General features: G+C 50.5%; 19 protein-coding genes, 1 tRNA gene, 1 rRNA gene and 1 riboswitch. Of the genes, 18 read left to right on the forward strand and 3 right to left on the reverse strand.

The genetic code is table 11. The annotated features are described in order from the left end of the window. The first annotated feature begins 99 nt into the window (after nt 1-99). From rrf to TJ79_RS20380, 7 genes are all read left to right on the forward strand, one after another. Nucleotides 100-216: ribosomal RNA gene (gene rrf, locus TJ79_RS20345) — 5S ribosomal RNA — on the forward strand. Between the two features lie 414 nt (nt 217-630). After that, nucleotides 631-2,091 (forward strand): IMP dehydrogenase, encoded by a 1,461-nt coding sequence (guaB, locus tag TJ79_RS20355; RefSeq protein WP_040952193.1) that lies wholly within the window; start codon nt 631-633, stop codon nt 2,089-2,091. 130 nt (nt 2,092-2,221) lie between these two features. Further along, complete coding sequence (locus TJ79_RS20360) at nt 2,222-3,514, forward strand: D-alanyl-D-alanine carboxypeptidase family protein (protein ID WP_238323086.1); 1,293 nt, start codon at nt 2,222-2,224, stop codon at nt 3,512-3,514. Between the two features lie 54 nt (nt 3,515-3,568). Beyond that, nucleotides 3,569-4,459: a pyridoxal 5'-phosphate synthase lyase subunit PdxS gene (gene pdxS, locus TJ79_RS20365; RefSeq protein ID WP_040952194.1), complete on the forward strand. Its 891-nt coding sequence runs from the start codon at nt 3,569-3,571 to the stop codon at nt 4,457-4,459. Between the two features lie 77 nt (nt 4,460-4,536). Next, complete coding sequence (gene pdxT / locus TJ79_RS20370) at nt 4,537-5,112, forward strand: pyridoxal 5'-phosphate synthase glutaminase subunit PdxT (RefSeq protein WP_040952195.1); 576 nt, start codon at nt 4,537-4,539, stop codon at nt 5,110-5,112. A gap of 57 nt (nt 5,113-5,169) precedes the next feature. Further along, a complete protein-coding gene (gene serS, locus TJ79_RS20375) occupies nt 5,170-6,450 on the forward strand; it encodes a serine--tRNA ligase (protein WP_040952196.1) in 1,281 nt (426 codons plus the stop codon). Between the two features lie 82 nt (nt 6,451-6,532). Then, nucleotides 6,533-6,619: transfer RNA gene (locus TJ79_RS20380), tRNA-Ser, on the forward strand. Between the two features lie 234 nt (nt 6,620-6,853). Here TJ79_RS20380 and TJ79_RS20390 read toward each other — a convergent pair. The 3 genes from TJ79_RS20390 to TJ79_RS20400 all read right to left on the reverse strand — a co-directional run bounded on the left by TJ79_RS20390 (nt 6,854) and on the right by TJ79_RS20400 (nt 10,584). After that, a complete protein-coding gene (locus tag TJ79_RS20390) occupies nt 6,854-7,351 on the reverse strand; it encodes a DinB family protein (protein ID WP_040952198.1) in 498 nt (165 codons plus the stop codon). A gap of 207 nt (nt 7,352-7,558) precedes the next feature. Beyond that, entirely contained in the window at nt 7,559-8,857 is a 1,299-nt protein-coding gene (locus tag TJ79_RS20395) for an ABC transporter ATP-binding protein (RefSeq protein WP_040952199.1), read from the reverse strand. A gap of 11 nt (nt 8,858-8,868) precedes the next feature. Beyond that, complete coding sequence (locus tag TJ79_RS20400) at nt 8,869-10,584, reverse strand: ABC transporter permease (RefSeq protein WP_040952200.1); 1,716 nt, start codon at nt 10,582-10,584, stop codon at nt 8,869-8,871. A gap of 318 nt (nt 10,585-10,902) precedes the next feature. Beyond that, nucleotides 10,903-11,071: riboswitch (M-box (ykoK) riboswitch) on the reverse strand. A 224-nt stretch (nt 11,072-11,295) separates the two neighbouring features. On the opposite strand from TJ79_RS20400, the gene TJ79_RS20405 reads away from it, so the two are divergent. The 11 genes from TJ79_RS20405 to TJ79_RS20450 all read left to right on the forward strand — a co-directional run bounded on the left by TJ79_RS20405 (nt 11,296) and on the right by TJ79_RS20450 (nt 20,355). After that, the gene (locus tag TJ79_RS20405) at nt 11,296-11,625 is read left to right on the forward strand and encodes a hypothetical protein (protein WP_040952201.1); all 330 of its coding nucleotides are present in this window, start codon (nt 11,296-11,298) and stop codon (nt 11,623-11,625) included. Between the two features lie 36 nt (nt 11,626-11,661). Then, the gene (locus TJ79_RS27790) at nt 11,662-11,817 is read left to right on the forward strand and encodes a hypothetical protein (RefSeq protein ID WP_202903350.1); all 156 of its coding nucleotides are present in this window, start codon (nt 11,662-11,664) and stop codon (nt 11,815-11,817) included. 18 nt (nt 11,818-11,835) lie between these two features. Then, the gene (locus TJ79_RS20410; RefSeq protein ID WP_040952202.1) at nt 11,836-11,982 is read left to right on the forward strand and encodes a small acid-soluble spore protein P; all 147 of its coding nucleotides are present in this window, start codon (nt 11,836-11,838) and stop codon (nt 11,980-11,982) included. A gap of 342 nt (nt 11,983-12,324) precedes the next feature. After that, nucleotides 12,325-12,897: an ABC-2 transporter permease gene (locus tag TJ79_RS20415; RefSeq protein ID WP_040952203.1), complete on the forward strand. Its 573-nt coding sequence runs from the start codon at nt 12,325-12,327 to the stop codon at nt 12,895-12,897. An 11-nt stretch (nt 12,898-12,908) separates the two neighbouring features. Then, a complete protein-coding gene (locus TJ79_RS20420; protein ID WP_040952204.1) occupies nt 12,909-13,295 on the forward strand; it encodes a GntR family transcriptional regulator in 387 nt (128 codons plus the stop codon). Next, entirely contained in the window at nt 13,292-14,242 is a 951-nt protein-coding gene (locus tag TJ79_RS20425; protein ID WP_052339810.1) for an ABC transporter ATP-binding protein, read from the forward strand. The genes TJ79_RS20420 and TJ79_RS20425 overlap by 4 nt, the downstream gene beginning before the upstream one ends. Before the next feature lie 78 nt (nt 14,243-14,320). Then, a complete protein-coding gene (locus tag TJ79_RS20430; protein ID WP_040952205.1) occupies nt 14,321-15,232 on the forward strand; it encodes an ABC transporter ATP-binding protein in 912 nt (303 codons plus the stop codon). Continuing rightward, nucleotides 15,225-16,529: an ABC transporter permease gene (locus TJ79_RS20435; RefSeq protein ID WP_040952206.1), complete on the forward strand. Its 1,305-nt coding sequence runs from the start codon at nt 15,225-15,227 to the stop codon at nt 16,527-16,529. Before TJ79_RS20430 ends, TJ79_RS20435 begins: the two co-directional genes overlap by 8 nt. 229 nt (nt 16,530-16,758) lie before the next feature. Then, nucleotides 16,759-17,772 carry a LacI family DNA-binding transcriptional regulator gene (locus tag TJ79_RS20440; RefSeq protein WP_040952207.1) on the forward strand — a complete coding sequence of 338 codons (1,014 nt, stop codon included), beginning with the start codon at nt 16,759-16,761 and terminating at the stop codon, nt 17,770-17,772. Nucleotides 17,773-17,842: 70 nt separating this feature from the next. Further along, the gene (locus tag TJ79_RS20445; protein WP_052339811.1) at nt 17,843-19,381 is read left to right on the forward strand and encodes a sugar ABC transporter ATP-binding protein; all 1,539 of its coding nucleotides are present in this window, start codon (nt 17,843-17,845) and stop codon (nt 19,379-19,381) included. After that, entirely contained in the window at nt 19,378-20,355 is a 978-nt protein-coding gene (locus tag TJ79_RS20450) for an ABC transporter permease (protein WP_052339812.1), read from the forward strand. The genes TJ79_RS20445 and TJ79_RS20450 overlap by 4 nt, the downstream gene beginning before the upstream one ends. The last annotated feature ends 26 nt before the right edge of the window (nt 20,356-20,381 follow it).

The raw sequence follows: 20,381 nt of genomic DNA on the forward strand, positions 1-20,381 counted from the left end.
TAGCACCTCTTTGGAGGTGCACTTCGGAAGCCAACACAGGTAATAGATAATCTAGCGCGATTGCTTCGCATCCGGTTTTCAGGGCATAAGCCTTGTACGTTTGGTGATGATGGCGGAGGGGAACCACGCGTTCCCATACCGAACACGACCGTTAAGCCCTCCAGCGCCGATGGTACTTGGACCGCAGGGTCCTGGGAGAGTAGGACGTTGCCAAGCACAATGAACCTCGCACGATTACGTGCGGGGTTTTTTGTTGCGTTTGGCCGTCCGTACTCGAACCAGTCCCCGGTCAGACCGTACCATCTCGAGATGAGACTTGGGCCAAGTGAAGCCGAGATCTGGGGAGATAGCCACGATTATCGTGCCGGGTTGATTATTAGTTTAAAGTTAAAACTTCATTATATACAGCGCATTAGAACGGTGACGCAGCAGCGTGTTGGTGCTGTTTTCTCCCTTTTAAGGCATAAAAAGCACGAAAAAACGTTAATTTTTTCCCAGCATAGAACCAATGCTTAGTTACACAGGCTAAGAAGTGAAAAAACGTAACGTGCTGCCTTGACATGAAAAAAGGGGGTTTGTTACACTACCAATAATATTTAAAGGGTATTCTAACAGGGGGGGTTAAAAAACGTGTGGGAAAACAAGTTTGAAAAGGAAGGTTTAACATTTGACGATGTGCTGCTGGTGCCCCGTCGGTCTGAGGTGTTTGGACCAAAACAGGTAGATGTTTCTACCCGGTTGGGAAGTAACCTGAAGCTAAATATACCGCTGCTCAGTTCAGCCATGGATACGGTAACGGAGGCTGTACTGGCCATCGCTATTGCCCGTGAAGGCGGAATTGGGATTGTACACAAGAATTTATCTATTGCTGATCAAGCCGGAGAAGTGGATCGGGTAAAACGCTCCGAGAGCGGCGTCATTACCAATCCATTTTCCCTGACTCGGGAACATCGAGTTTATCACGCTGAAGAGTTGATGAGCAAATACCGGATATCCGGCGTGCCGATCGTGAATGAAGAGAACAAGCTGGTGGGTATCATTACCAATCGGGATTTGCGGTTCGTACATGATTATTCGATGAAAATCGAAGACGTCATGACGAAGGAAAACTTGGTTACTGCACCTGTTGGTACAACGCTGCAAGAAGCGGAAATTGTCCTGCAAAAGCATAAGATCGAGAAGCTGCCTCTGGTGGATGAAAATTATGTACTGAAGGGCCTCATCACCATCAAGGACATCGAGAAAGCCATTCAGTTCCCTAACGCTGCAAAAGACTCTCAAGGGCGTCTTGTCGTTGGAGCGGCTGTCGGTGTGTCTAAGGACACGACGGAGCGTGCTGCGGCGCTGGTTGAAGCTGGCGTCGACGTTTTAGTTGTAGACTCGGCGCACGGTCATCATATCAATATTTTGAATACGGTGCGCAACCTTCGTGACAAATACCCGGATCTGCTGATCATTGCCGGCAATGTGGCTACAGGAGACGGCACCCGGGATTTGATTGAAGCTGGGGCTTCCATCGTTAAGGTGGGCATTGGCCCAGGCTCGATCTGCACGACACGGGTTATCGCCGGCATCGGTGTACCGCAAATCTCCGCGATCTATGACTGCGCTACGGTAGCAAGAGAGTACGGAGTGCCGATTATTGCGGACGGTGGCATCAAATATTCCGGTGACATCACAAAGGCGTTGGCTGCTGGGGCGGACGCTGTGATGATCGGTAGTCTTTTTGCAGGGACGGAAGAAAGCCCAGGTGAGCAAGAAATTTATCAAGGCCGACGCTTTAAAGTATACCGGGGTATGGGTTCCATTGCCGCAATGAAGGAAGGCAGCAAGGACCGCTACTTCCAGGAAGACGAAACAAAGCTGGTGCCGGAAGGGATCGAAGGCCGCGTTGCTTACAAGGGGCCTTTGAAGGACATCGTGCATCAAATGGTGGGCGGTTTGGTTCAAGGCATGGGCTACTGCGGAACACGGACTCTCCTAGAGTTGAAAAACGACACCACTTTCGTACGCATCACAGGAGCAGGGCTCAAGGAAAGCCATCCACACGACGTGCAAATTACGAAGGAAGCGCCGAACTACTCCCTGTAAAATGACGATAAAATGGGTTAACTTGTTGGATTAGGGAAGCCGGGGTGGAAAACCCCGGTTTTTCTTTTTTTGCACGGGGGGCTATGTTACAATAGGAAAATGCAAAACTAGTAAAGTGGGAGTGTGAGCAGTGAAAGTCTTGTCTCGAATGAAGAAAAAGCTGGCGATCGTCACCGTGTTAAGTTTAGGGGCTGCTTATATCCCCTTTTCGTCCACTTCTACTACTGCTTATGCGGCAGCAGACACCAAGTTGGACATTCAGGCCAGTTCGGCGATTTTGATCGAAGCAGCCACTGGTCAGGTTTTGTATGAGCAGAATGCGGATGAAATGCGCGCGCCTGCCAGTATGTCGAAAATGATGACGGAATACATCGCACTGGATCAGATTGCCCAAGGAAAATTAAAGCTGGACGACATCGTGACGACCAGTGAGTACGCGGCTTCCGTTGAAGGTTCAGGTCAGCAGCTGGCAGAAGGCGATCAGCTTACTGTTGACGACATTTTTTATGCAATCTCGGTAGGTTCAGCCAATGACGCGGCGATTGCCCTCGGCGAACGCATAGCAGGCAGCGAAAAAGAGTTTGCCAAGATGATGAATGACGAGGCCAAAAAGTTGGGCCTTTCCGATAAAGCTTATTTTGTGAACGCCTCCGGATTAGAGCATATTGACGTCCCTAAGAAGTTCCAGGACGAAATGCTGGAGGGCGAGACTACTTTGTCCGCGCGGGACACTGCCAAACTGGCTGCCCATTTGGTTAATGATCACCCAGAAATTTTGAAATATTCTTCCACCGTTACGAAAGATTTGCCTGGCAAAGACCCCATGGAAAACTGGAACTGGATGCTGGAAGGGAAAAAGAACACCAAATTCCAAAAGGATTACGCCTATGTAGGAATGGACGGTCTTAAAACCGGGCACACCGACAATGCAGGCTGGTGCTTTACCGGAACGGCTGAGCGCAACGGAATTCGCTTGATCAGTGTCGTTATGAATACGAAAGCGGAGAAAAACCGCTTTACCGAAACCCGAAAGCTAATGGACTACGGATTCAGCAATTTCGAGTTCAAGAAGGTTATTTCCAAGGATGAAGTAGCGGACGCCGTGAAAACCATCAAGGTGAAAAAAGGAATTGCCCTTGAGGTGCCGGTTGCCACCGATTCCGAAGAAACGATGCTCGTAAAGAAAGGCGCCAAAGACGAGGAGTTTGTGAAGTCGGCGAAGGCGGAAGTTGAGTTTTTGAAAGCCCCGGTGAAAAAAGGTACGGAAGTGGGCACCCTGACGGTGAAGTACAACGGCATGGAGAAGACCGTTAAGCTGGTAGCGACCGAAGACGTTAAGAAAGCTGGATGGTTCAAGCTGTTTATGCGGGGGACCGGCGACTTTTTCTCCAGTTTGGGAAAGAAGATTAAAAAATTATTCTAAGATTCATTCAACCGTGAATCTTGGGAAAATACTTTCTATATAGGGGGTCTGGAGATGTCACTTACGGAAACAGGAACGAGCCGCGTTAAAAAGGGAATGGCCGAAATGCAAAAAGGCGGCGTCATTATGGACGTTATGAATGCGGAACAGGCGCAAATTGCTGAAGCCGCTGGAGCTTCCGCTGTTATGGCGCTGGAGCGGGTACCTTCGGATATTCGCGCCGCCGGCGGCGTCGCTCGTATGGCCGATCCGACGATAGTAGAGTCTGTTATGAAGGTCGTCACCATTCCGGTTATGGCGAAAGCCCGGATCGGACATTTTGTGGAAGCGAAGGTGCTGGAATCTCTGGGTGTCGATTACCTCGATGAAAGCGAAGTATTGACCCCGGCAGACGAGCTGTACCATATCAACAAAAAAGAATTTACTGTACCTTTCGTTTGTGGAGCACGGGATTTGGGCGAAGCGCTGCGGAGAATCAATGAAGGCGCCTCGATGATCCGTACCAAGGGTGAGCCGGGAACCGGCAATATTGTGGAAGCCGTACGCCACATGCGCATGATGTGGGCACAAATCCGCAAAGTACAAGGCATGTCCAAAGACGAGTTGTTTGCGGAAGCTAAAAATATCGGTGCTCCGTATGAATTGCTGCTGTATGTCCATGAAAACGGCAAGCTGCCGGTGGTCAATTTTGCAGCTGGCGGCGTAGCAACTCCGGCGGATGCGGCACTGATGATGCATCTGGGTGCGGACGGCGTGTTTGTTGGTTCGGGTATTTTCAAATCGGAGAATCCGGAAAAGTTCGCGAAGGCGATTGTGGAAGCTACAACCCACTATACGGACTATGCTCTGATTGCCGAGGTTTCCAAAAACCTGGGGACCCCGATGAAAGGGATCGAAATTTCCAAACTAGCAAATCATGAGCGTATGCAAGAGCGCGGCTGGTAAGGTTCGATAACGAAACCGAATAATACGCCGCCGCGAAACAGCGGCGGCGGTTTGTCGCTTAAAGGAGGGTCTCCAAAATGAGGATCGGGGTATTAGCCCTGCAAGGCGCAGTAGCCGAGCATGTCCGCATGCTGGAGAGCGCAGGTGCTGAAGGTGTCGCGATCAAGCGTACCGAGCAATTGGATGAGATAGATGGGTTGATCATTCCGGGCGGAGAAAGCACCACTATCGGCAAGCTGATGCGAACATACGGATTCATCGATGCGATACGGCAATTTTCCGCAGACAAGAAGCCGGTGTTCGGCACATGTGCAGGCCTGATCGTTATCGCCAAGGAAATCGCAGATCAACCGGAGGCGCATCTGGAACTGATGGGCATTCGGGTTGCCCGGAACGCTTTTGGCAGGCAGAGAGAAAGCTTTGAGACTGATTTAGCCGTAAAAGGTGTGGCGGATGATGTGCGTGGTGTATTCATACGTGCGCCGCTCATTGAATCGGTGTATGATCATGTTGATGTGCTTGCTGAATATAACGGGCAGATCGTAGCTGCTAGGGAAGGACATTTGCTCGCGGCTTCTTTTCACCCGGAGCTGACGGATGATTTCCGGATGCATTCGTATTTTTTGGATATGGTTAGGGAATACCGACATTAAAGAAGGGGACGAGCCGGTGTAACCGGTTCTGAACCACTCCTTGGGAGGAGTTTTCAAGTGTACGACGCCAAGCTGTTGAGAAATGATTTTGAGTTAGCAAAACAAGGAATGGTCAATCGCGGTAAGTCGCTCTCGGATATGGAGCGTTTTACGGATTTGGATATCAAGCGACGGACGCTGCTTCAAGAGACGGAGCAGTTGAAAAACCGCCGAAACGTGGTGTCCCAGGATGTAGCTGCCAAGAAAAGAGCGGGTGAGGACGCGGAATCACTTATCGTGGAAATGCGGGATGTTTCGGATCGCATCAAGGCGATGGATGATGAAATCCGGGTCGTTGAGGCGGAGTTGAACGAAATTTTGCTTGCGCTGCCGAATCTGCCCCATGCCAGCACACCGGTAGGCAAATCCGAAGATGACAATGTGGAAGTTCGCCGTGTGGGTGAGCCTACGGTTTTTGAATTTTCGCCAAAAGCCCATTGGGAGATTGCTGATGATTTGAAAATCCTTGATTTTGAAGCCGCTGCGAAGGTGACCGGTTCCCGTTTTGTTTTCTATAAGGGATTGGGAGCGCGCTTGGAGAGAGCCTTGATCAATTTGATGATGGACCTCCACAGCAACGAACATGGATACGAGGAGATGCTGCCGCCTTATCTTGTTAACCGCGACAGCTTGACCGGCACCGGACAACTTCCCAAGTTTGAAGAAGACGTGTTTAAAATCGATGGGATGGACTACTTCCTCATCCCGACGGCAGAAGTGCCGGTGACCAACTATCACCGGGAAGATATTTTGGCAAACGATGATTTACCAAAGTATTATGTAGCTTTTAGCGCCTGTTTCCGTTCGGAAGCCGGGTCGGCTGGGCGGGATACCCGCGGGCTAATCCGCCAGCACCAGTTCAATAAGGTGGAACTGGTGAAGCTGGTGAAGCCGGAAACGTCCTACGATGAGCTGGAAAAGCTGACTGCGGACGCGGAACACGTTCTGCAGCTGCTGGGGCTGCCTTACCGGGTGATGAGCCTGTGTACGGTGGATTTAGGCTTTTCTTCGGCGAAGACCTACGATTTGGAAGTTTGGCTGCCTCAAAGCGGCATGTACCGGGAGATTTCCTCCTGCAGTAACTTCGAGGATTTCCAAGCACGCCGCGCCAACATCCGCTTCCGTCGGGAAGCGAAGGCGAAGCCGGAGTTCGTGCACACACTGAATGGATCGGGCTTGGCATTGGGTCGGACCGTAGCGGCTATACTGGAAAACTACCAGCAAGCCGATGGCTCTGTTATCGTTCCGGAAGCGCTGCGTTCGTACATGGGTGGAGTGGAGCGAATCACCGCCAAATAATAGTGGTTGCTGACCTATGGCAATCTATGATAAAATGCTTTTGCTGTGCATTGCGCCGGAAGACCCGGTTCAGTGCCCACCTGGAGAGGTGGTCGAGTGGTTTATGGCAACGGTCTTGAAAACCGTCGTGTCTGCAAGGGCACCGTGGGTTCGAATCCCACCCTCTCCGTTTAGAAAAAGTCGCCTGCGGGCGGCTTTTTTGTTTAGGAGAGGGCCTTGGGATGAAGAACCCAAGGAGTGGGGGCGTCGGAGCATATTCTTCAGGAGAGGGCCCTGGGATGAGAACCCACGAAGGGTTCGTCGGAGGTGGCTATGGCCGGCGACAAAAAGCGTTTGTTCCGAAAAAAAGACGCAGAGTACTGGCGGTCATGCCAATACTTTGCGTCTTTTCGGCGGACTAAGTTCATTTGCCTTCCTCGTCGGCCGACGGACCGTAGAAGCCCGGCATAGGAATATCGAGAAGCCGCAAATATAACCCGAGTTGCGCCCGGTGGTGGATCATGTGGCTTAACCCGAAGGAGCGAAGCGCGATCGCACGCGGTTGGCGTAAGATGATATGGTCGCCGTTCCGCAAGGTCCATTCCTCTCCGAGCGTTTTCTCGTCGCATTCGGCTAATAGCTTTTCAAGCTTGCTGACATTCGCGTCGAATTCCTCCAGCAAGTCCTCACGTTTTATCAAAGCTTCCCGCCGAAGCGGCACGGTCGAAAGATCGAACTCAGGGTAAAGAAAAATCGCGATTTGCCAGTTCAGCAGATTGATCAGGTGCGTGGCCAGCCCGCCCAACGTCATCGATTTTACGTGAGGCTTCCACGAAATATGCTCCTCGGGCAAGCGCTCCAGGATGCGTCGCGTAGTGGCCAGCTCGTGCATGGCGTCTCCGACGATCAGTTGTTTCACCATAGATTTCTTCTCCCTCCTTATATCGCAAGCATAATATAAACCCGGTCGAGTGAAAAGGCTTGTCTCGTTTAGTGGATACGGGGCACAAGCAGCGGTCTTGAAAACCGTCGTTTCTGCAAGGACACCGTGGGTTCGTCGGAGCTAAAGGATCTCGTAGGGATCCACTTGGGAAGCATATGCTTAGCTTCAGGAGGATCGTTCTATCATTCACTGAGCTGTCTCGGCAATCTCATGCTCTAGGTATAGCACCTTTGCTTTCTCATCATAGGCGAACAACTCGGCATATCGCCCCCAATCAATTAATGTATCTAATTGGTGAATGGCTTCTTCTGTACCGAAATGCTTCTCAAAAATCTCTACAAAGAATTCGCGATCCATTTTATTGTTTGACTTCGAGTGCAAGGTCCACATGATTTTTTCCATGATTCGAACGTGCAGTTGAACTTGATCTTTGAAAATTTCCTTCCGCTGAAGAACGCTAGCCTCCGCAAACTGGTGTCCTTTGTCTGTCAAATCGATATCACCCTGAAGGATTGTGGCAAACCCAAGCAGTTGGGCTGTTTCAACAATAGGCAGAAAGTCTTCGAGGTTCAGGCTTAATTGATCGGCCAGCTTGTATAGATCTACTTGATTGCCAAGATCGTCAATCAACTCGATAAAACCGGTGAGTGCCCCGGTTCGAACTTCGGGAATCTTCTCAATTTTCTTTTTTAGTTCTCCGGGCAACTCGACTGCTTTTATTTCGCGTTTTGTCAGAATCGAGTAGATGCGATCGACTAGTGCAGTGAACTGAGGCTCTTGTTTATCCCGCCAATGCGGCATCTGAATTTGAATATCGGATATGACACGTGCAGGATCCCTCGACAAAACGATTGCCCGATCTGACATATAGACGGCTTCCTCTATGCTGTGCGTGACCATGATAATACTTTTGGTCGGGATTTTTTTCTCGGTCCACAGCTCTAGCATATCGCGCTTCAAGTTCTCCGCTGTCAAAACGTCCAATGCAGAAAAAGGTTCGTCCATCAGCAGGATATCGGGTTCCATCACTAAAGCCCGGCCAATACCGACACGTTGACGCATGCCGCCCGATAATTCCTTCGGGTAAGCACCCTCAAATCCGTCTAATCCGACCATATCAATAACAGAGAGTGCTCTGCGTAACTTTTCTTCCTCCCTGAGCGGCCGGTTTTCGAGTCCGAGTTTTACATTTTCCAAGACGGTCAGCCAAGGGAATAATGCAAAGGATTGAAACACCATGCCGACTCCAGGATTTGTGCCTACGATCGATTTTCCATTATACAGAATTGCACCTTGCGATGGAGAAACAAGACCGGCAATGATGCGAAGGAGTGTCGATTTTCCCGACCCTGAAGGCCCCAGAATCGAGACGAATTCGCCTTCCTTGATACACAGGTTAACATCCTCTAGGATGGTTACATTCGATTGACTTGGCAGATCATACCGTTTGCTGATTTGCTGCAGCTCGATCAATTTTTTTTCCATGTTTATCACCTCTAATTAACGTGATACTTCTTTTCCGCTAATGCATAAAGCCTGCGCCATACCAAGCGGTTCACAAGAACGACCAGCAAACACATCACGATGATTCCCCATATGATTTCCGGCCAATCCCCTTTGGTTGTCGCTTGAGCGATAAACGAACCTAATCCCGAAGCTTGAAGATCATTGTTTTTCCAGGATACGATTTCGGAAACGATGCTGGCGTTCCATGCGCCTCCGCTGGCTGTTATACACCCAGTAACCAGAAACGGAAAAACAGCAGGAAGGATTAGCGTTTTCCATGTTTGCCAGCGTGTCAGTTTGAGTATAGCGGAAGCTTCCTTCAGATCAGACGGAATGGACATGGCACCTGCAATGACATTAAACAAAACGTACCACTGCGTTCCCAACATCATTAGAGGAACCGCACCGTATTCTAGCGATATCCCGATTTTCAAATAAAGGATGGTGATGATCGGAAACGCCATATTGGCGGGAAAAGAAGCAAGAACTTGCACAATCGGCTGCGCAAATCGGGAAAGACGCGGATTGGTTCCAATAAAAACGCCGACAGGCAATGTCCAGATAACGGCCAGAAGCGTAGAGAAAAACACTCGAAAAGCTGTCAACAATCCAAGCACGATGACATGAGCAATTTGGCTCCAACTCAACTTGGCGATTTCAAGAATTCCTTCCACTAAATATTTCAAGGCGAACGCAGCAAGGAAAATCCCAAGAGTCCATTTCAAGCCTTTTCTGAAGATTGAAGGAGATTGCCGCAAATGAGATCGTGAACGTTTGGCCATGAAATGAATGAACTGATCGTGTAGGTGTGCTCGAATATTGTGATTAAGAAGTCTGACAAACCGCGCCCTTTTAAAAATATCGAATACCCACGATTTCGGTATTTCTCCGGCTTCTGTTTGTTCGTTTTTGAACTTCTGACTCCATGCCACAATCGGACGCCAGAATAACTGATCGACCGCAACAATCATCATCACCATGGTCAAGATAGCGTATAGGATGGCTCGGATGTTTCCTTCATCCGCTGCTAAAGCCATGTATGATCCAATTCCGGGCAATCTAATATCCTGATTCAATACGGTGATGGACTCGCTGGCCGCAAGAAAGAACCAGCCGCCCCCAAAGGACATCATGCTGTTCCAAACAAGTCCGATCATGGAATAGGGAACTTCCAATTTGGAGAAACGATGCCATGACCCCAATCGATTCATTTTGGCCGCTTCGTTCAGATCATTGGGGATCGTTGTCAATGAATGATAAAAACTGAAGGTCATATTCCATACCTGTCCGGTAAAAATAGCAAAGATCGAAGCGCACTCAACCCCCATCAAGCTTCCTGGAAACAAAGCCATGAAAGCAAGTACGGTAGCGGATAGAAAACCAAGGACCGGTACGGATTGCAAAATATCGATCGCCGGAATCATAACCTTTTCTGCAATGCGATGGTTGGCGGCAATACGGCCATAAACGAATGTAAAGACCAAGGATGCGGCAAAGGCGATGAACATGCGAAGCAGAGAACGTCCCGCGTAATAGGGGAGCCATATCGGATCGAGACTCAATGTCGATTGCTGCTTGGGAGAAAACGGCACGCGCATACCCGAACCCAGTTTTACCGCGGCATAAAGAGTCGATAACAGAAGGAGAATAACCAAGATATCCGCCGCGCCGAATTTCTTTTTAGGATGGAATAGATTCCGTAACATAGGTAACAGCCCCAATCTTAACAAAATAAAAAAACTCTCCACTGGCAGGGGCAGGGAGAGTTCCGTATTCTTTCTTCATGTATGGGTAAATCGGGGCTGCCTAATTTCAGTCATAAGGGGTGTCGTAAAGATTGACTGAAAATAGACAGTGCCATCCCGCCATGAAGGAATGAATGAGCTTCCTGCCTGAAAATAAAAAGGAATGGTGGTTTAATCCGTATAATCGACTACTACTGTCCATTTTCAGTCCCCCCTTTGCACATAAATATGAAAATCCCCTTGGTTTGGTTCCAAGGGGTTCGATTTCATGACAAATAAACCGATTCCCCCTAGTCCAGTTTTGGCACTATACAACGTAAAGAGTTTCCCCTTAGCTACCTTAAGAAAAGCCTTAATCCGGCAATTCCTGTTCTACCCATTGGCATCTTTCGATATTTCCGGGCAGCAGCCTATGTTTGTATAGGAGCCTCACCTAACGAGGACATTATAATTTCCAAGGTGGATATTACTCCCATTTCATTTGCATGTCAACGATTATTATCAAAACCATTGTGTGCATCAGCTTCGGTTGTGCGAAAATGCCGATCCAGCGGGACGAAAACCGTACGGCCGGGTTGCGCGACAGCGAGCATTAAAGCCAGCTTATCCCACGGCGGGCATTACATAAAATCTCCGCATTTTCGCATCTTAAGCAGGAGGGAGGTGACGCCAGTGGAGAGGGAAGCGAGAACGCATATCGACGATGCTTTGCTGCAAGGATGGCAAGAGCATCTTCCGGAGACGCTGAATGCGGCGGATCGGGCTCAAGTGGTGCGGGATGGGGCTGATCCTGGGAAATTGCGCATCCATATCGACACGGAAGGCCGCTCGGGTTATACCTTTGATTTTGCGGTGAAATACTTGGATGACCGGGAGATCAAAGTGGATTTCATCGACGTGGACAAGGATCGAATCAACGTGGATGAAAGCCCGGAGCCTATTCAAAACTTGATTGAGGACTATGTGCGGCATATTCATGAGTGTGCGCAGCTTATACACTAACCCCATGTCCCGCTGAAGGGTTAAGGAGAGGCGACGATGACCAAACAAAAAGCAGTGGACAAAAACGCTCAAAATACGATAGACGAGTTGGAGCGGAATCCCGTTAACAGCCTTGATGCGAGTCAATTGCAGCGGAAGCAGGATGACCGCAGGCGTATAAGCGCCAACAATCACCGGGCTTCCAAGTCCTAAGGAAAGAGGTGCATGTGAATGCCAGTCGATAATCCTCAGCCGGTGAACCAACCGGGAGAAAACCGCTCGCGCAATGAAGGTCGAGGGCCCCAAGAGCCGCTGTCCGGCTCGAAAAAAGTGAAGAACCGCAACCACTCCCGGTCAAACAAAGGCGAAGGCAGATAGCCTGTGAGGGCGACAAAACATACAACGACAGCAAGCTGGAGCTCCATTTCAAAAAAATGGAGCTTTTTTATTTCCCCATATTGACAAAATAATCCTGTTCCTTTATTGTGTGTATATAGATATACACACATAAACACTGTGAGGGGAAAGGAGTATCTCATGTCAAAACCAAATCTAACCGCACTTCCCTCGGCGCGAAGCCGAATATGGAAACTGGCCCGAATCGATATGACTCGCAATTGGATCGGACTTTTGTTTTCAGCTGTTTTTATTCTTTATATGGCTAGTATGAGCTGTTTATATGGTTCCGCTAATTCAAATTCCGGAACAGGAAACTTTCATATGGGCCCGTTTTTACAAGATGTCGCATATCTAGCGGCTGCCGCCGTTATGGGATTCGCCATGAGCCGGGATTATTTGGAGTATTGGAAAACGCGGCCGTTTACGAGAAAGCTGACGGTACTGTGCACACTTCCTATCGAAACGAAGGATCTGGTGGCTGCCAAGTACTTGACGACTACCCGCAATCTATTAATTAACGGACTTGTCTTTTTTGGCACACAGTATTTGATTTCAGAAGATATAAGAAAAACACTTCCCGGATTTCATTATGTGTTATTCGTTATCTTTTGGTTGGGAATTTTCATTGCCTTCACGGCGTTCTATCTCTACTTGGAAATGGGTTGCACCGAGAAGAAATACTTGCTCAGCAATATGATAATTGGAGCCATTCTGTTATTAGTTTTCGGGCTGATAAACGGAATAACAGGAAGCGGCCTCATTTCTCATTCCATGGAATGGATATCGTCGTATGGAATCGCCGCCTCACTGCTTTCTCTTCTTGCGGGGCTAGTTATAACGGCTTATGTCGCGGGAAAAACAGTGCAGAAGCTCGATAATCGGGACGTCGCATAGGGGGGAACAGCATGCGTGTTCCGATTCGGATATCAACTGAAAGCGCCGAGCCGATGTATCACCAGATCAAGCAGCAGCTTCGGGCCTTGATCATCAGCAATGAATTGCCGGAAGGTACACTGCTGCCGTCAATCCGGGAGCTTGCGGGGGACTTGGCTTGCAGTGCTATTACTATACGTCGAGTCTATCAGGACCTGGAAAATGAGGGGATGATCCGGACGAAACAGGGTGCCGGAACGTTCGTGGCCGGGGTAGCACCGGAAGAACGGGAGCAGCATCGGATGACGAAGTTGCGGGACACTTTTCGCCAGGCGGTAGAAGAAGGACACCGGTTAAACTGCAGCGACGATGAGATGCGCGAGATGTTGGAACGGCTGTTGATGGAGGAGAGGCAATGAAGGAAATGAGCAAGATGACATTGGCGGGCAGCGGTCATTACGGGATTGGATCAGCGCCGTTCGCTATGGAACTGGAAGCATCGTCTGCGGCTATGACGCTTCAGCGTGTCGTGAAATCGCGGGATAACGGCTTCATGCTAGGCCCGCTTGATTTTGAAGTAAAACAAGGGCTTGTCACGGCCGTCCTGGGACCGAACGGTTCCGGAAAAAGCACACTCTTTCGCTTAATCATGAACTTGCTGAAGCCGGAGGAAGGGGAGATCGCCATCCTTGGTGGAACTGCCGCTCATATCGATGTGCGGGCCCGAATCGGTTATGTCCCCGACTTGACGGATTATGCGGGAATCGCCAAGACGGTTGGGGAGTTGGCTGACTTTTACGCCTTTTGGTATCCCCGGTGGAGTGCCCGCCAATTTACCGAACTGCTGGATGCTTTTCGTCTCTCCCGCAGCTTCAAACTGAAAAGCCTGAGCAAAGGAATGGAGCGGAAGTTGGCGTTTTCTCTGGCGCTCTCGCAAGAACCCGATTTTCTGCTTTTGGATGAGCCTACCTCGGGTATGGATATGACGTCCTTTAGGCTGGCGATGGATTTCTTGCAGTCTTTTATGGAGGAAGGAAACCGCACGATCCTGCTCGCTACTCACAGTGTGGAGGAAGTGAAACGGTTGGCGGACTATATCGTATTTTTAGATCAAGGAAGCGTACACGGCGTTTATGAAAAAGACTCCTTGTTTGAAAACTGGCGCCGCGTATGGGTGGATCGGATGCCCGAAAATCCGGGAGTCATAGCAGGAGTCAGGGCGGTCGAGATGAACCCGACCCGACTCATTACAGAGGATTGGCAGAACACGGAAAGGGATTTGAACCAGCGGGACATCCGGATTTCTCATGTTCAGCCGCTTGAGCTGGATGAGTTGGCCGGTTATTTACATCAGGAGAAACGATAAGGCAAAAGCTTGCAGCAGTCGCAAAATCGGGCCGCATTGCAGTCCGAAAGAATGAGTCGATGGGAGATGGGTGAAAGTATGTACGCACTCCAACTGGAGAACATCACCAAGCGCTACGGAGAAAAGACAGCGGTAAACGGGTTATCCCTGAATGTTCAGCAAGGGGAGATTTTTGGTCTACTTGGCGGCAATGGGGCGGGTAAGACAACGACGATGCGGATGGTATTAGGGCTGATCAACCCGGACGAAGGTAAAATTCAATGGGAAGGCAAAGGCTATTCCCAGGAGCTCCGCCGCAAGACCGGCTATTTACCGGAGGAGCGGGGGCTTTATGCCAAGGTGAAGGTGAGCGATCAACTTCTCTATTTGGCGGAGCTGAAGGGCAAGTCCCGCAAAGATGCGGACCGGGCCTTAAAAGAGTGGCTGGAACGCTTCGGGGTACCGGAATATTACGACCGCAAGGTGGAAGAGCTGTCCAAGGGCAATCAGCAAAAAGTCCAATTCATCGCCGCTATTATTCATGACCCCGATATTCTCATTTTGGACGAAGCCTTTAGCGGGCTGGATCCGGTGAATGTGGAGCTGCTCAAGTCGACGGTGACGGATCTGCGAAAACGCGGCAAAACTATCCTCTTCTCCAGCCACCGTATGGATCACGTGGAAGAGCTTTGCGAGAACATCTGCATCATGCACAAGTCCAACACGGTGCTGAAGGGGAGCCTGAAGGAGATCAAGCAGTCTTTTCCGAAGGAACGGGTGCTGCTGGAAACGTCCGGCGTCCCTGTGAACGGGTTGGAAAGAATACAAGGGGTTACGTCGGTCAAGCCGTACAGTGAGAACACCTATGAAATCCGCATCGACCGGCTGGATGCCGCGCAAGAGGTGCTGCGCCTTGCCTTGGAGCAAGCGGGAAGCATCAACCGGTTTCAAATTATGGAACCGACGCTGAATGAAATTTTCATCAAAAAAGTGGGGGCTGACCATGAATAGCTTGCTGACGATTATCCGTTTTACGCTGATGAACCGGCTAAGGTCCAAGTCGTTTCTCGTGACGACGGTGCTGTTCGCCTTGCTTATCACCATTGGGGTCAACCTGCCGAATATCATCGATTCCTTTACAGGCGAAGGGAAAGCCGTGAAAGTAGGGATGCTCCAAACCAGTTCGGCGGTCCCCGACAAGCTGTCCGCACACTTCAAAAAGGATGAAAAGCCGGACGTCGAGATCGTCCAATATCCGGACCAAGGGTCTACAACGGCTAACGATGCGTTTATCCGGGAAAAAGTGGACGCCGGAGAAGTGAAAGGCTTTCTCGTACTCACCGAAAATCAATCAGCGGGCTTCCCCGATGTGGTGTACCGCTCCCATGCTTCTTTTTTGAGCGGCAGCAGCACCCAAACCAAACTGACCCAAGGCCTGCAAGCGGTGAAGCAGGAATTGGCGATCCAAGGCGCTGGGTTGACTCAGGAACAATTGAAACAGCTGTATTCCCCGCTTACGTTTAAAACGGAAATGCTCAGCCAAGGAGAGGGAACCGGCGGCGGAAAAGACAGTGGTATGAGCGAGGATCAGGTAGCGGCTTCCTTTATTCTGGTATACGCATTGTTCATCCTCATGTTCATCGTCAATAACCTGTACGGCAATATGATCACTATGGAGATCACCTCGGAAAAAAGCTCACGGGTCATGGAGATTCTCATCACCAGCGTATCTCCCGTGAAGCAGATGTTTGGCAAGGTGTTGGGCATTTTCATTCTGGGCTTCGGCCAGACGCTGCTGTTTATCGCCATCGCTGCTCTCAACTTACTGATCCCGGCTAACCGCGTCTTTTTCGATAAACAGAACTTACACTTCGGCGCTGTACCGGCTTCCTTTTATGTCTACTTCGCCTTATTCTTCATCCTCGGCTTCTTCCTGTTCGCGATGATCTATGCATCCGTCGGTTCGGTTGTGAGCCGTACGGAAGAGCTGGGGCAGGCGACTATGCCGGTGGTTCTGGTGCTGCTGGCGGGCTTTTATATCGGGATCTACGGGTTCAACGATTCGTCTTCTCTCTTCGTCAAAATATGTTCGTTCATTCCATTTTTCAGCCCATCGGTTATGTTTATGCGGATCGGGATGGTCGGCGTCCCCCTTTGGGAGATCATTCTATCCCTGGCCATTTTGCTGGCGTCCAGTCTTGCTATGGGTTGGCTTGCGGCGAAAATCTACCGCACTGGCGTGCTGATGTACGGCAAGCGCCCTTCTTGGAAGGAAGTCATCAAGGCGATGCGGGCGTACAACGGGTAAAAGGAATGGAAAAGAAAACGGTGAGGATCGTCTGAACTATAGGCAGATCCCTGCATGGTTCCGAATGTCATGCGGAGAAAAAGCGGAAAACCTTGATGGCCGATGGGGCTCATCAAGGTTTTTTTCGATGAAAGAAATGAAAGCGTTGACAATTCCAAGAGCAGCGTGCTACTATCTTTGTAGAAAATAGATAAAACGTTTAACCAAGTGAAGGAGAGGGGAGGAGCCAATGCCCATCACGATAAAAGATGTCGCTCGTGAAAGCGGTTATTCCGTTGCGACCGTTTCCCTCGTGCTGAACGATAAGGAAAGCCGAATTTCCAAATCAGCGCGTGCGAAGATTTTGCAGACTGCAGAAGCCATGAATTACCGTCCCAATCGGCTGGCTGTCGGATTGGTGACGCAAAAAACCCATACGATCGGACTCATCGTACCGGATATCAGCAACATCCACTTTGCGGAAATGTGCAAAGCCATTGAGCAGGAGTGCCGCAATAACGGCTATATCGTGCTGCTTGGAAGCTACGGATCTTCCGACGATCAAGCCTACGAATACTTCAAGGAGTTTATCGATAAGCGTGCAGAAGGCATCATCCTCGCCAAGCCGCTGATGACCGAGCTGAGCGAGAAAGAGAAAATGTGCTTCAGCTTGGCGGAGAAAGCCAAGGTTCCCGTGGTGACCTTTGAACCGATTGCCGCTGCCAAAGGCGTACGGACCGTCGGTTTCGATTTTGAGACCGGAGGTTATCTGGCAACGAAGCATTTAATCGATCTCGGACACCGGCGCATCGGCTGCGTGACAGGTCCTCAGAAAATGCTCTCGTCTCTCGGCCGTCTTTCGGGCTACAAGAAAGCGCTTGCCGAAGCAGGCATCGAGTTCGATCTCGACCTTATCTATGAAGGTGACTTTACTTTAGGTAGTGGAATACAGGCCTTGCCCTATCTGCTGGGACAAAATGTAACCGCCGTTTTTGCGTTCAACGACATGATGGCGATGGGAGTCTACAAGGCAGCCCGCAGCTATCAATTGAGAATTCCGTCTGATCTTTCCCTGGTCGGCTTCGATGATATCGATCTGAATGAAATTTTGGAGGTTCCGCTCACTTCCGTCACGCATCCGGCCAATGCCATGGGCAAGGAGAGTGCTAAGCAGATCTTGAGTATGATTGAAGGCGAGGAACGGGAGCACGGCATTTTGTTCCGTCCGTCGTTGAAAGTAAGAGGAAGTGCTCGCAGGTTGTAGCACTTTTTTTTCAAAGTTGGTAAAACGTTTTACCAAAATGTACCGAGTCTTAAGGAAAAGAGGTGGCCACATGCGGACACAGGAAAGCGGCGATCTGTTGCTAACGATGGAAGGCATTTGCAAGTCCTTTTCCGGCGTGAAGGTGCTGGAGGATGTTTCCCTCCGCTTGCGGAAGGGAAGCGTACATGCCTTGGTAGGAGAGAACGGCGCCGGCAAATCTACGCTTATGAAAATTTTGACCGGCATGTACGACGATTACGAGGGGACGATTACGCTGGATGGGAAAGCGGTGAGGTTTCCCGACGAACGCGCCGCTCTGAATGCCGGCATCTCCATTGTCGCTCAAGAGCTCACGCCCATTCCGGATTTGACGATTGCGGAAAATATTTTCATCGGCCGGGAACCGACCCGGTTCAAAGGGATCATCTCCTATAAAAAGCTGTACGAGATGACCCGGAAACTGATGAACACCCTCGGTCTCGACTACGATCCGCGGACTAAAATGTGGGAGCTGAGCGTGGCGGAGACGCAAATGGTGGAGATCATCAAAGCCATTTCCCGCGACAGCCGCTTGATCGTCATGGACGAGCCCACATCCGCGCTGACCGATGCGGAGACGCGCTACTTGTTCGGGCAAATCGAGCAGTTGCGGGCGAAAGATATCTCCATCATCTTCATCTCCCACAAGTTTGATGAAATATTCCGCATTTGCGACGAGGTGACCGTCCTGCGGGACGGCAAGTTCATCGGGTCTCAGCCGATTGAAAATCTCGATCAGGACAAAATCGTCACCATGATGGTTGGCAGAGAAATATCGGATATTTATCCGACGCTCTCCCCTTCCGGCGATACCGTCGCTTTCGAAGTGAGCAACTTGGGCCGCTCCGACAAGTTCAAGAATGTTTCCTTTCAGGTTAAAAAAGGTGAAATCGTCGGCATTTCGGGCATTATGGGCGCGGGACGAACGGAAGTGGCCCGGGCGATTTTCGGCCTCGACCGCCTGGATGTGGGCGAGATTATGCTGGATGGAGAGAAGCTGGTCATCCGCTCGCCAAAGGACGCGATTAAAAAAGGCATCGCCATGGCGTCGGAAGACCGGAAAAACCTCGGACTTGTGCTGGTGAAGTCGATAAAAGACAACATCTCGCTGCCGAATATGGATATCTTTTCGCGCAGGTGGGTGATTAAAAGCAAGAAGCTTCAGAACGAAGCGAAAGCCATTAGCGCCAAGCTATCCATCAAGGCGCCTTCCCTCGATACGGATGCGGGAAATTTAAGCGGCGGCAATCAGCAGAAGGTTGTTTTGGCCAAGTGGCTCGTTCGTTCGCTTAAGCTGCTCATTCTGGATGAACCGACAAGGGGCATCGATGTTGGCGCCAAAACCGAGATTTACCGGCTCATGCGGGATTTGGCCAAAGAAGGGCTGCCGATTTTGATGATCTCTTCGGAGCTGCCGGAGGTGATCGGGATGAGCCACCGCGTTCTGGTTATGGCAGAGGGCCGCATTCAGGGGGAATTGTCGCGGGAGCAGGCGACGCAAGAGAATATCATGCAGTTGATCGTCGCTGCAGGGAAAGAAGAACATGAATCGGGGGAGGCAACGAGATGAGCACACCTGCTAGCGCTGAAAAAGCCGTCCGTGAAAGTCTGACGGATTGGAAGCTGCTGTACCGCAGATACGGGATCGTTTTGATTTTTATCGCCATTTTTATCATTTCCGCCATGTTGAATTCCAACTTCCTTGAACCGCAAAACTTGCTGAACATCGTCAGGCAGAACTCCGTCATCGCCATTCTGGCCTGCGCCCAGACGATCCTGATCGTCAGCGGCATGATCGACTTGTCCGCCGGCTTCGTGTTAGCGCTTTCCGGCTGCGTGGCCTGCGGCGTCATGGTGAGTACCGGCTCGGTATCCGCCGCGCTGCTTACCGGCATCGCCATCGGTGGCCTTTGCGGCTGGCTGAACGGTTTTCTCATTACCCGCTTCTCCTTGCAGCCGTTCATTGCGACCTTGGCCATGGCGAACGTGGCAAACGGCATCACTCAGGTCTACACCGGAGGCAGCGCCATTTCCGGCATTAAAGATTTGAAGTATGTCGGCCAGGGCAAGGTTGGGACGATTCCGCTGCCTATCATCATCATGGTCGTTATCGTGCTGCTTATCTGGTTTATCATGAAGCACACCAAATTCGGCCTTTATATCTACGCCATTGGCGGCAATGAGAAAGCGACAATCGCTTCCGGCGTTCAAGTCAACCGGATGAAACGGCTGATCTTCCTGCTGAGCGGTCTGCTGGTCGGTCTTGCCGGCGTCGTCTTGATGGCACGCCTGAATTCCGGACAGCCCTCGGTCGGCACCGGCAAGGAGTTCGACGCCATCACGGCGGCCGTCGTCGGCGGGACCAGCTTCAACGGCGGAATCGGCAACGTATTCGGCACTCTGGTAGGCGCGCTGATCGTCGGGATGATCAACAACATTCTGAACCTGATGAACGTGTCCACGCAGTACCAATTGATTATCAAAGGCCTTTTGATTGCCGGAGCAGTCATTATCGACATCCGCACGAAGACGGCCAAATCCTAAGGGCCCGAACACCCGAGACGGAAAGG

This window comes from Gorillibacterium massiliense, assembly GCF_000455485.1.
GTDB classification, from domain to species: Bacteria; Bacillota; Bacilli; order Paenibacillales; family NBRC-103111; genus Gorillibacterium; species Gorillibacterium massiliense.

What these genes read in the sequence shown, in the direction of transcription:
- TJ79_RS20425 (WP_052339810.1), top strand. Translation starts at nt 13,292, where the DNA reads ATGAAGGAAATGAGCAAGATGACATTGGCGGGCAGCGGTCATTACGGG.
- TJ79_RS20430 (WP_040952205.1), top strand. Translation starts at nt 14,321, where the DNA reads ATGTACGCACTCCAACTGGAGAACATCACCAAGCGCTACGGAGAAAAG.
- TJ79_RS20435 (WP_040952206.1), top strand. Translation starts at nt 15,225, where the DNA reads ATGAATAGCTTGCTGACGATTATCCGTTTTACGCTGATGAACCGGCTA.
- TJ79_RS20420 (WP_040952204.1), top strand. Translation starts at nt 12,909, where the DNA reads ATGCGTGTTCCGATTCGGATATCAACTGAAAGCGCCGAGCCGATGTAT.
- TJ79_RS20450 (WP_052339812.1), top strand. Translation starts at nt 19,378, where the DNA reads ATGAGCACACCTGCTAGCGCTGAAAAAGCCGTCCGTGAAAGTCTGACG.
- pdxS (WP_040952194.1), top strand. Translation starts at nt 3,569, where the DNA reads ATGTCACTTACGGAAACAGGAACGAGCCGCGTTAAAAAGGGAATGGCC.
- TJ79_RS20400 (WP_040952200.1), bottom strand. Translation starts at nt 10,584, where the DNA reads ATGTTACGGAATCTATTCCATCCTAAAAAGAAATTCGGCGCGGCGGAT.
- TJ79_RS27790 (WP_202903350.1), top strand. Translation starts at nt 11,662, where the DNA reads ATGACCAAACAAAAAGCAGTGGACAAAAACGCTCAAAATACGATAGAC.
- TJ79_RS20415 (WP_040952203.1), top strand. Translation starts at nt 12,325, where the DNA reads ATGGGCCCGTTTTTACAAGATGTCGCATATCTAGCGGCTGCCGCCGTT.
- TJ79_RS20440 (WP_040952207.1), top strand. Translation starts at nt 16,759, where the DNA reads ATGCCCATCACGATAAAAGATGTCGCTCGTGAAAGCGGTTATTCCGTT.
- TJ79_RS20410 (WP_040952202.1), top strand. Translation starts at nt 11,836, where the DNA reads ATGCCAGTCGATAATCCTCAGCCGGTGAACCAACCGGGAGAAAACCGC.
- TJ79_RS20445 (WP_052339811.1), top strand. Translation starts at nt 17,843, where the DNA reads ATGCGGACACAGGAAAGCGGCGATCTGTTGCTAACGATGGAAGGCATT.
- TJ79_RS20395 (WP_040952199.1), bottom strand. Translation starts at nt 8,857, where the DNA reads ATGGAAAAAAAATTGATCGAGCTGCAGCAAATCAGCAAACGGTATGAT.
- TJ79_RS20390 (WP_040952198.1), bottom strand. Translation starts at nt 7,351, where the DNA reads ATGGTGAAACAACTGATCGTCGGAGACGCCATGCACGAGCTGGCCACT.
- pdxT (WP_040952195.1), top strand. Translation starts at nt 4,537, where the DNA reads ATGAGGATCGGGGTATTAGCCCTGCAAGGCGCAGTAGCCGAGCATGTC.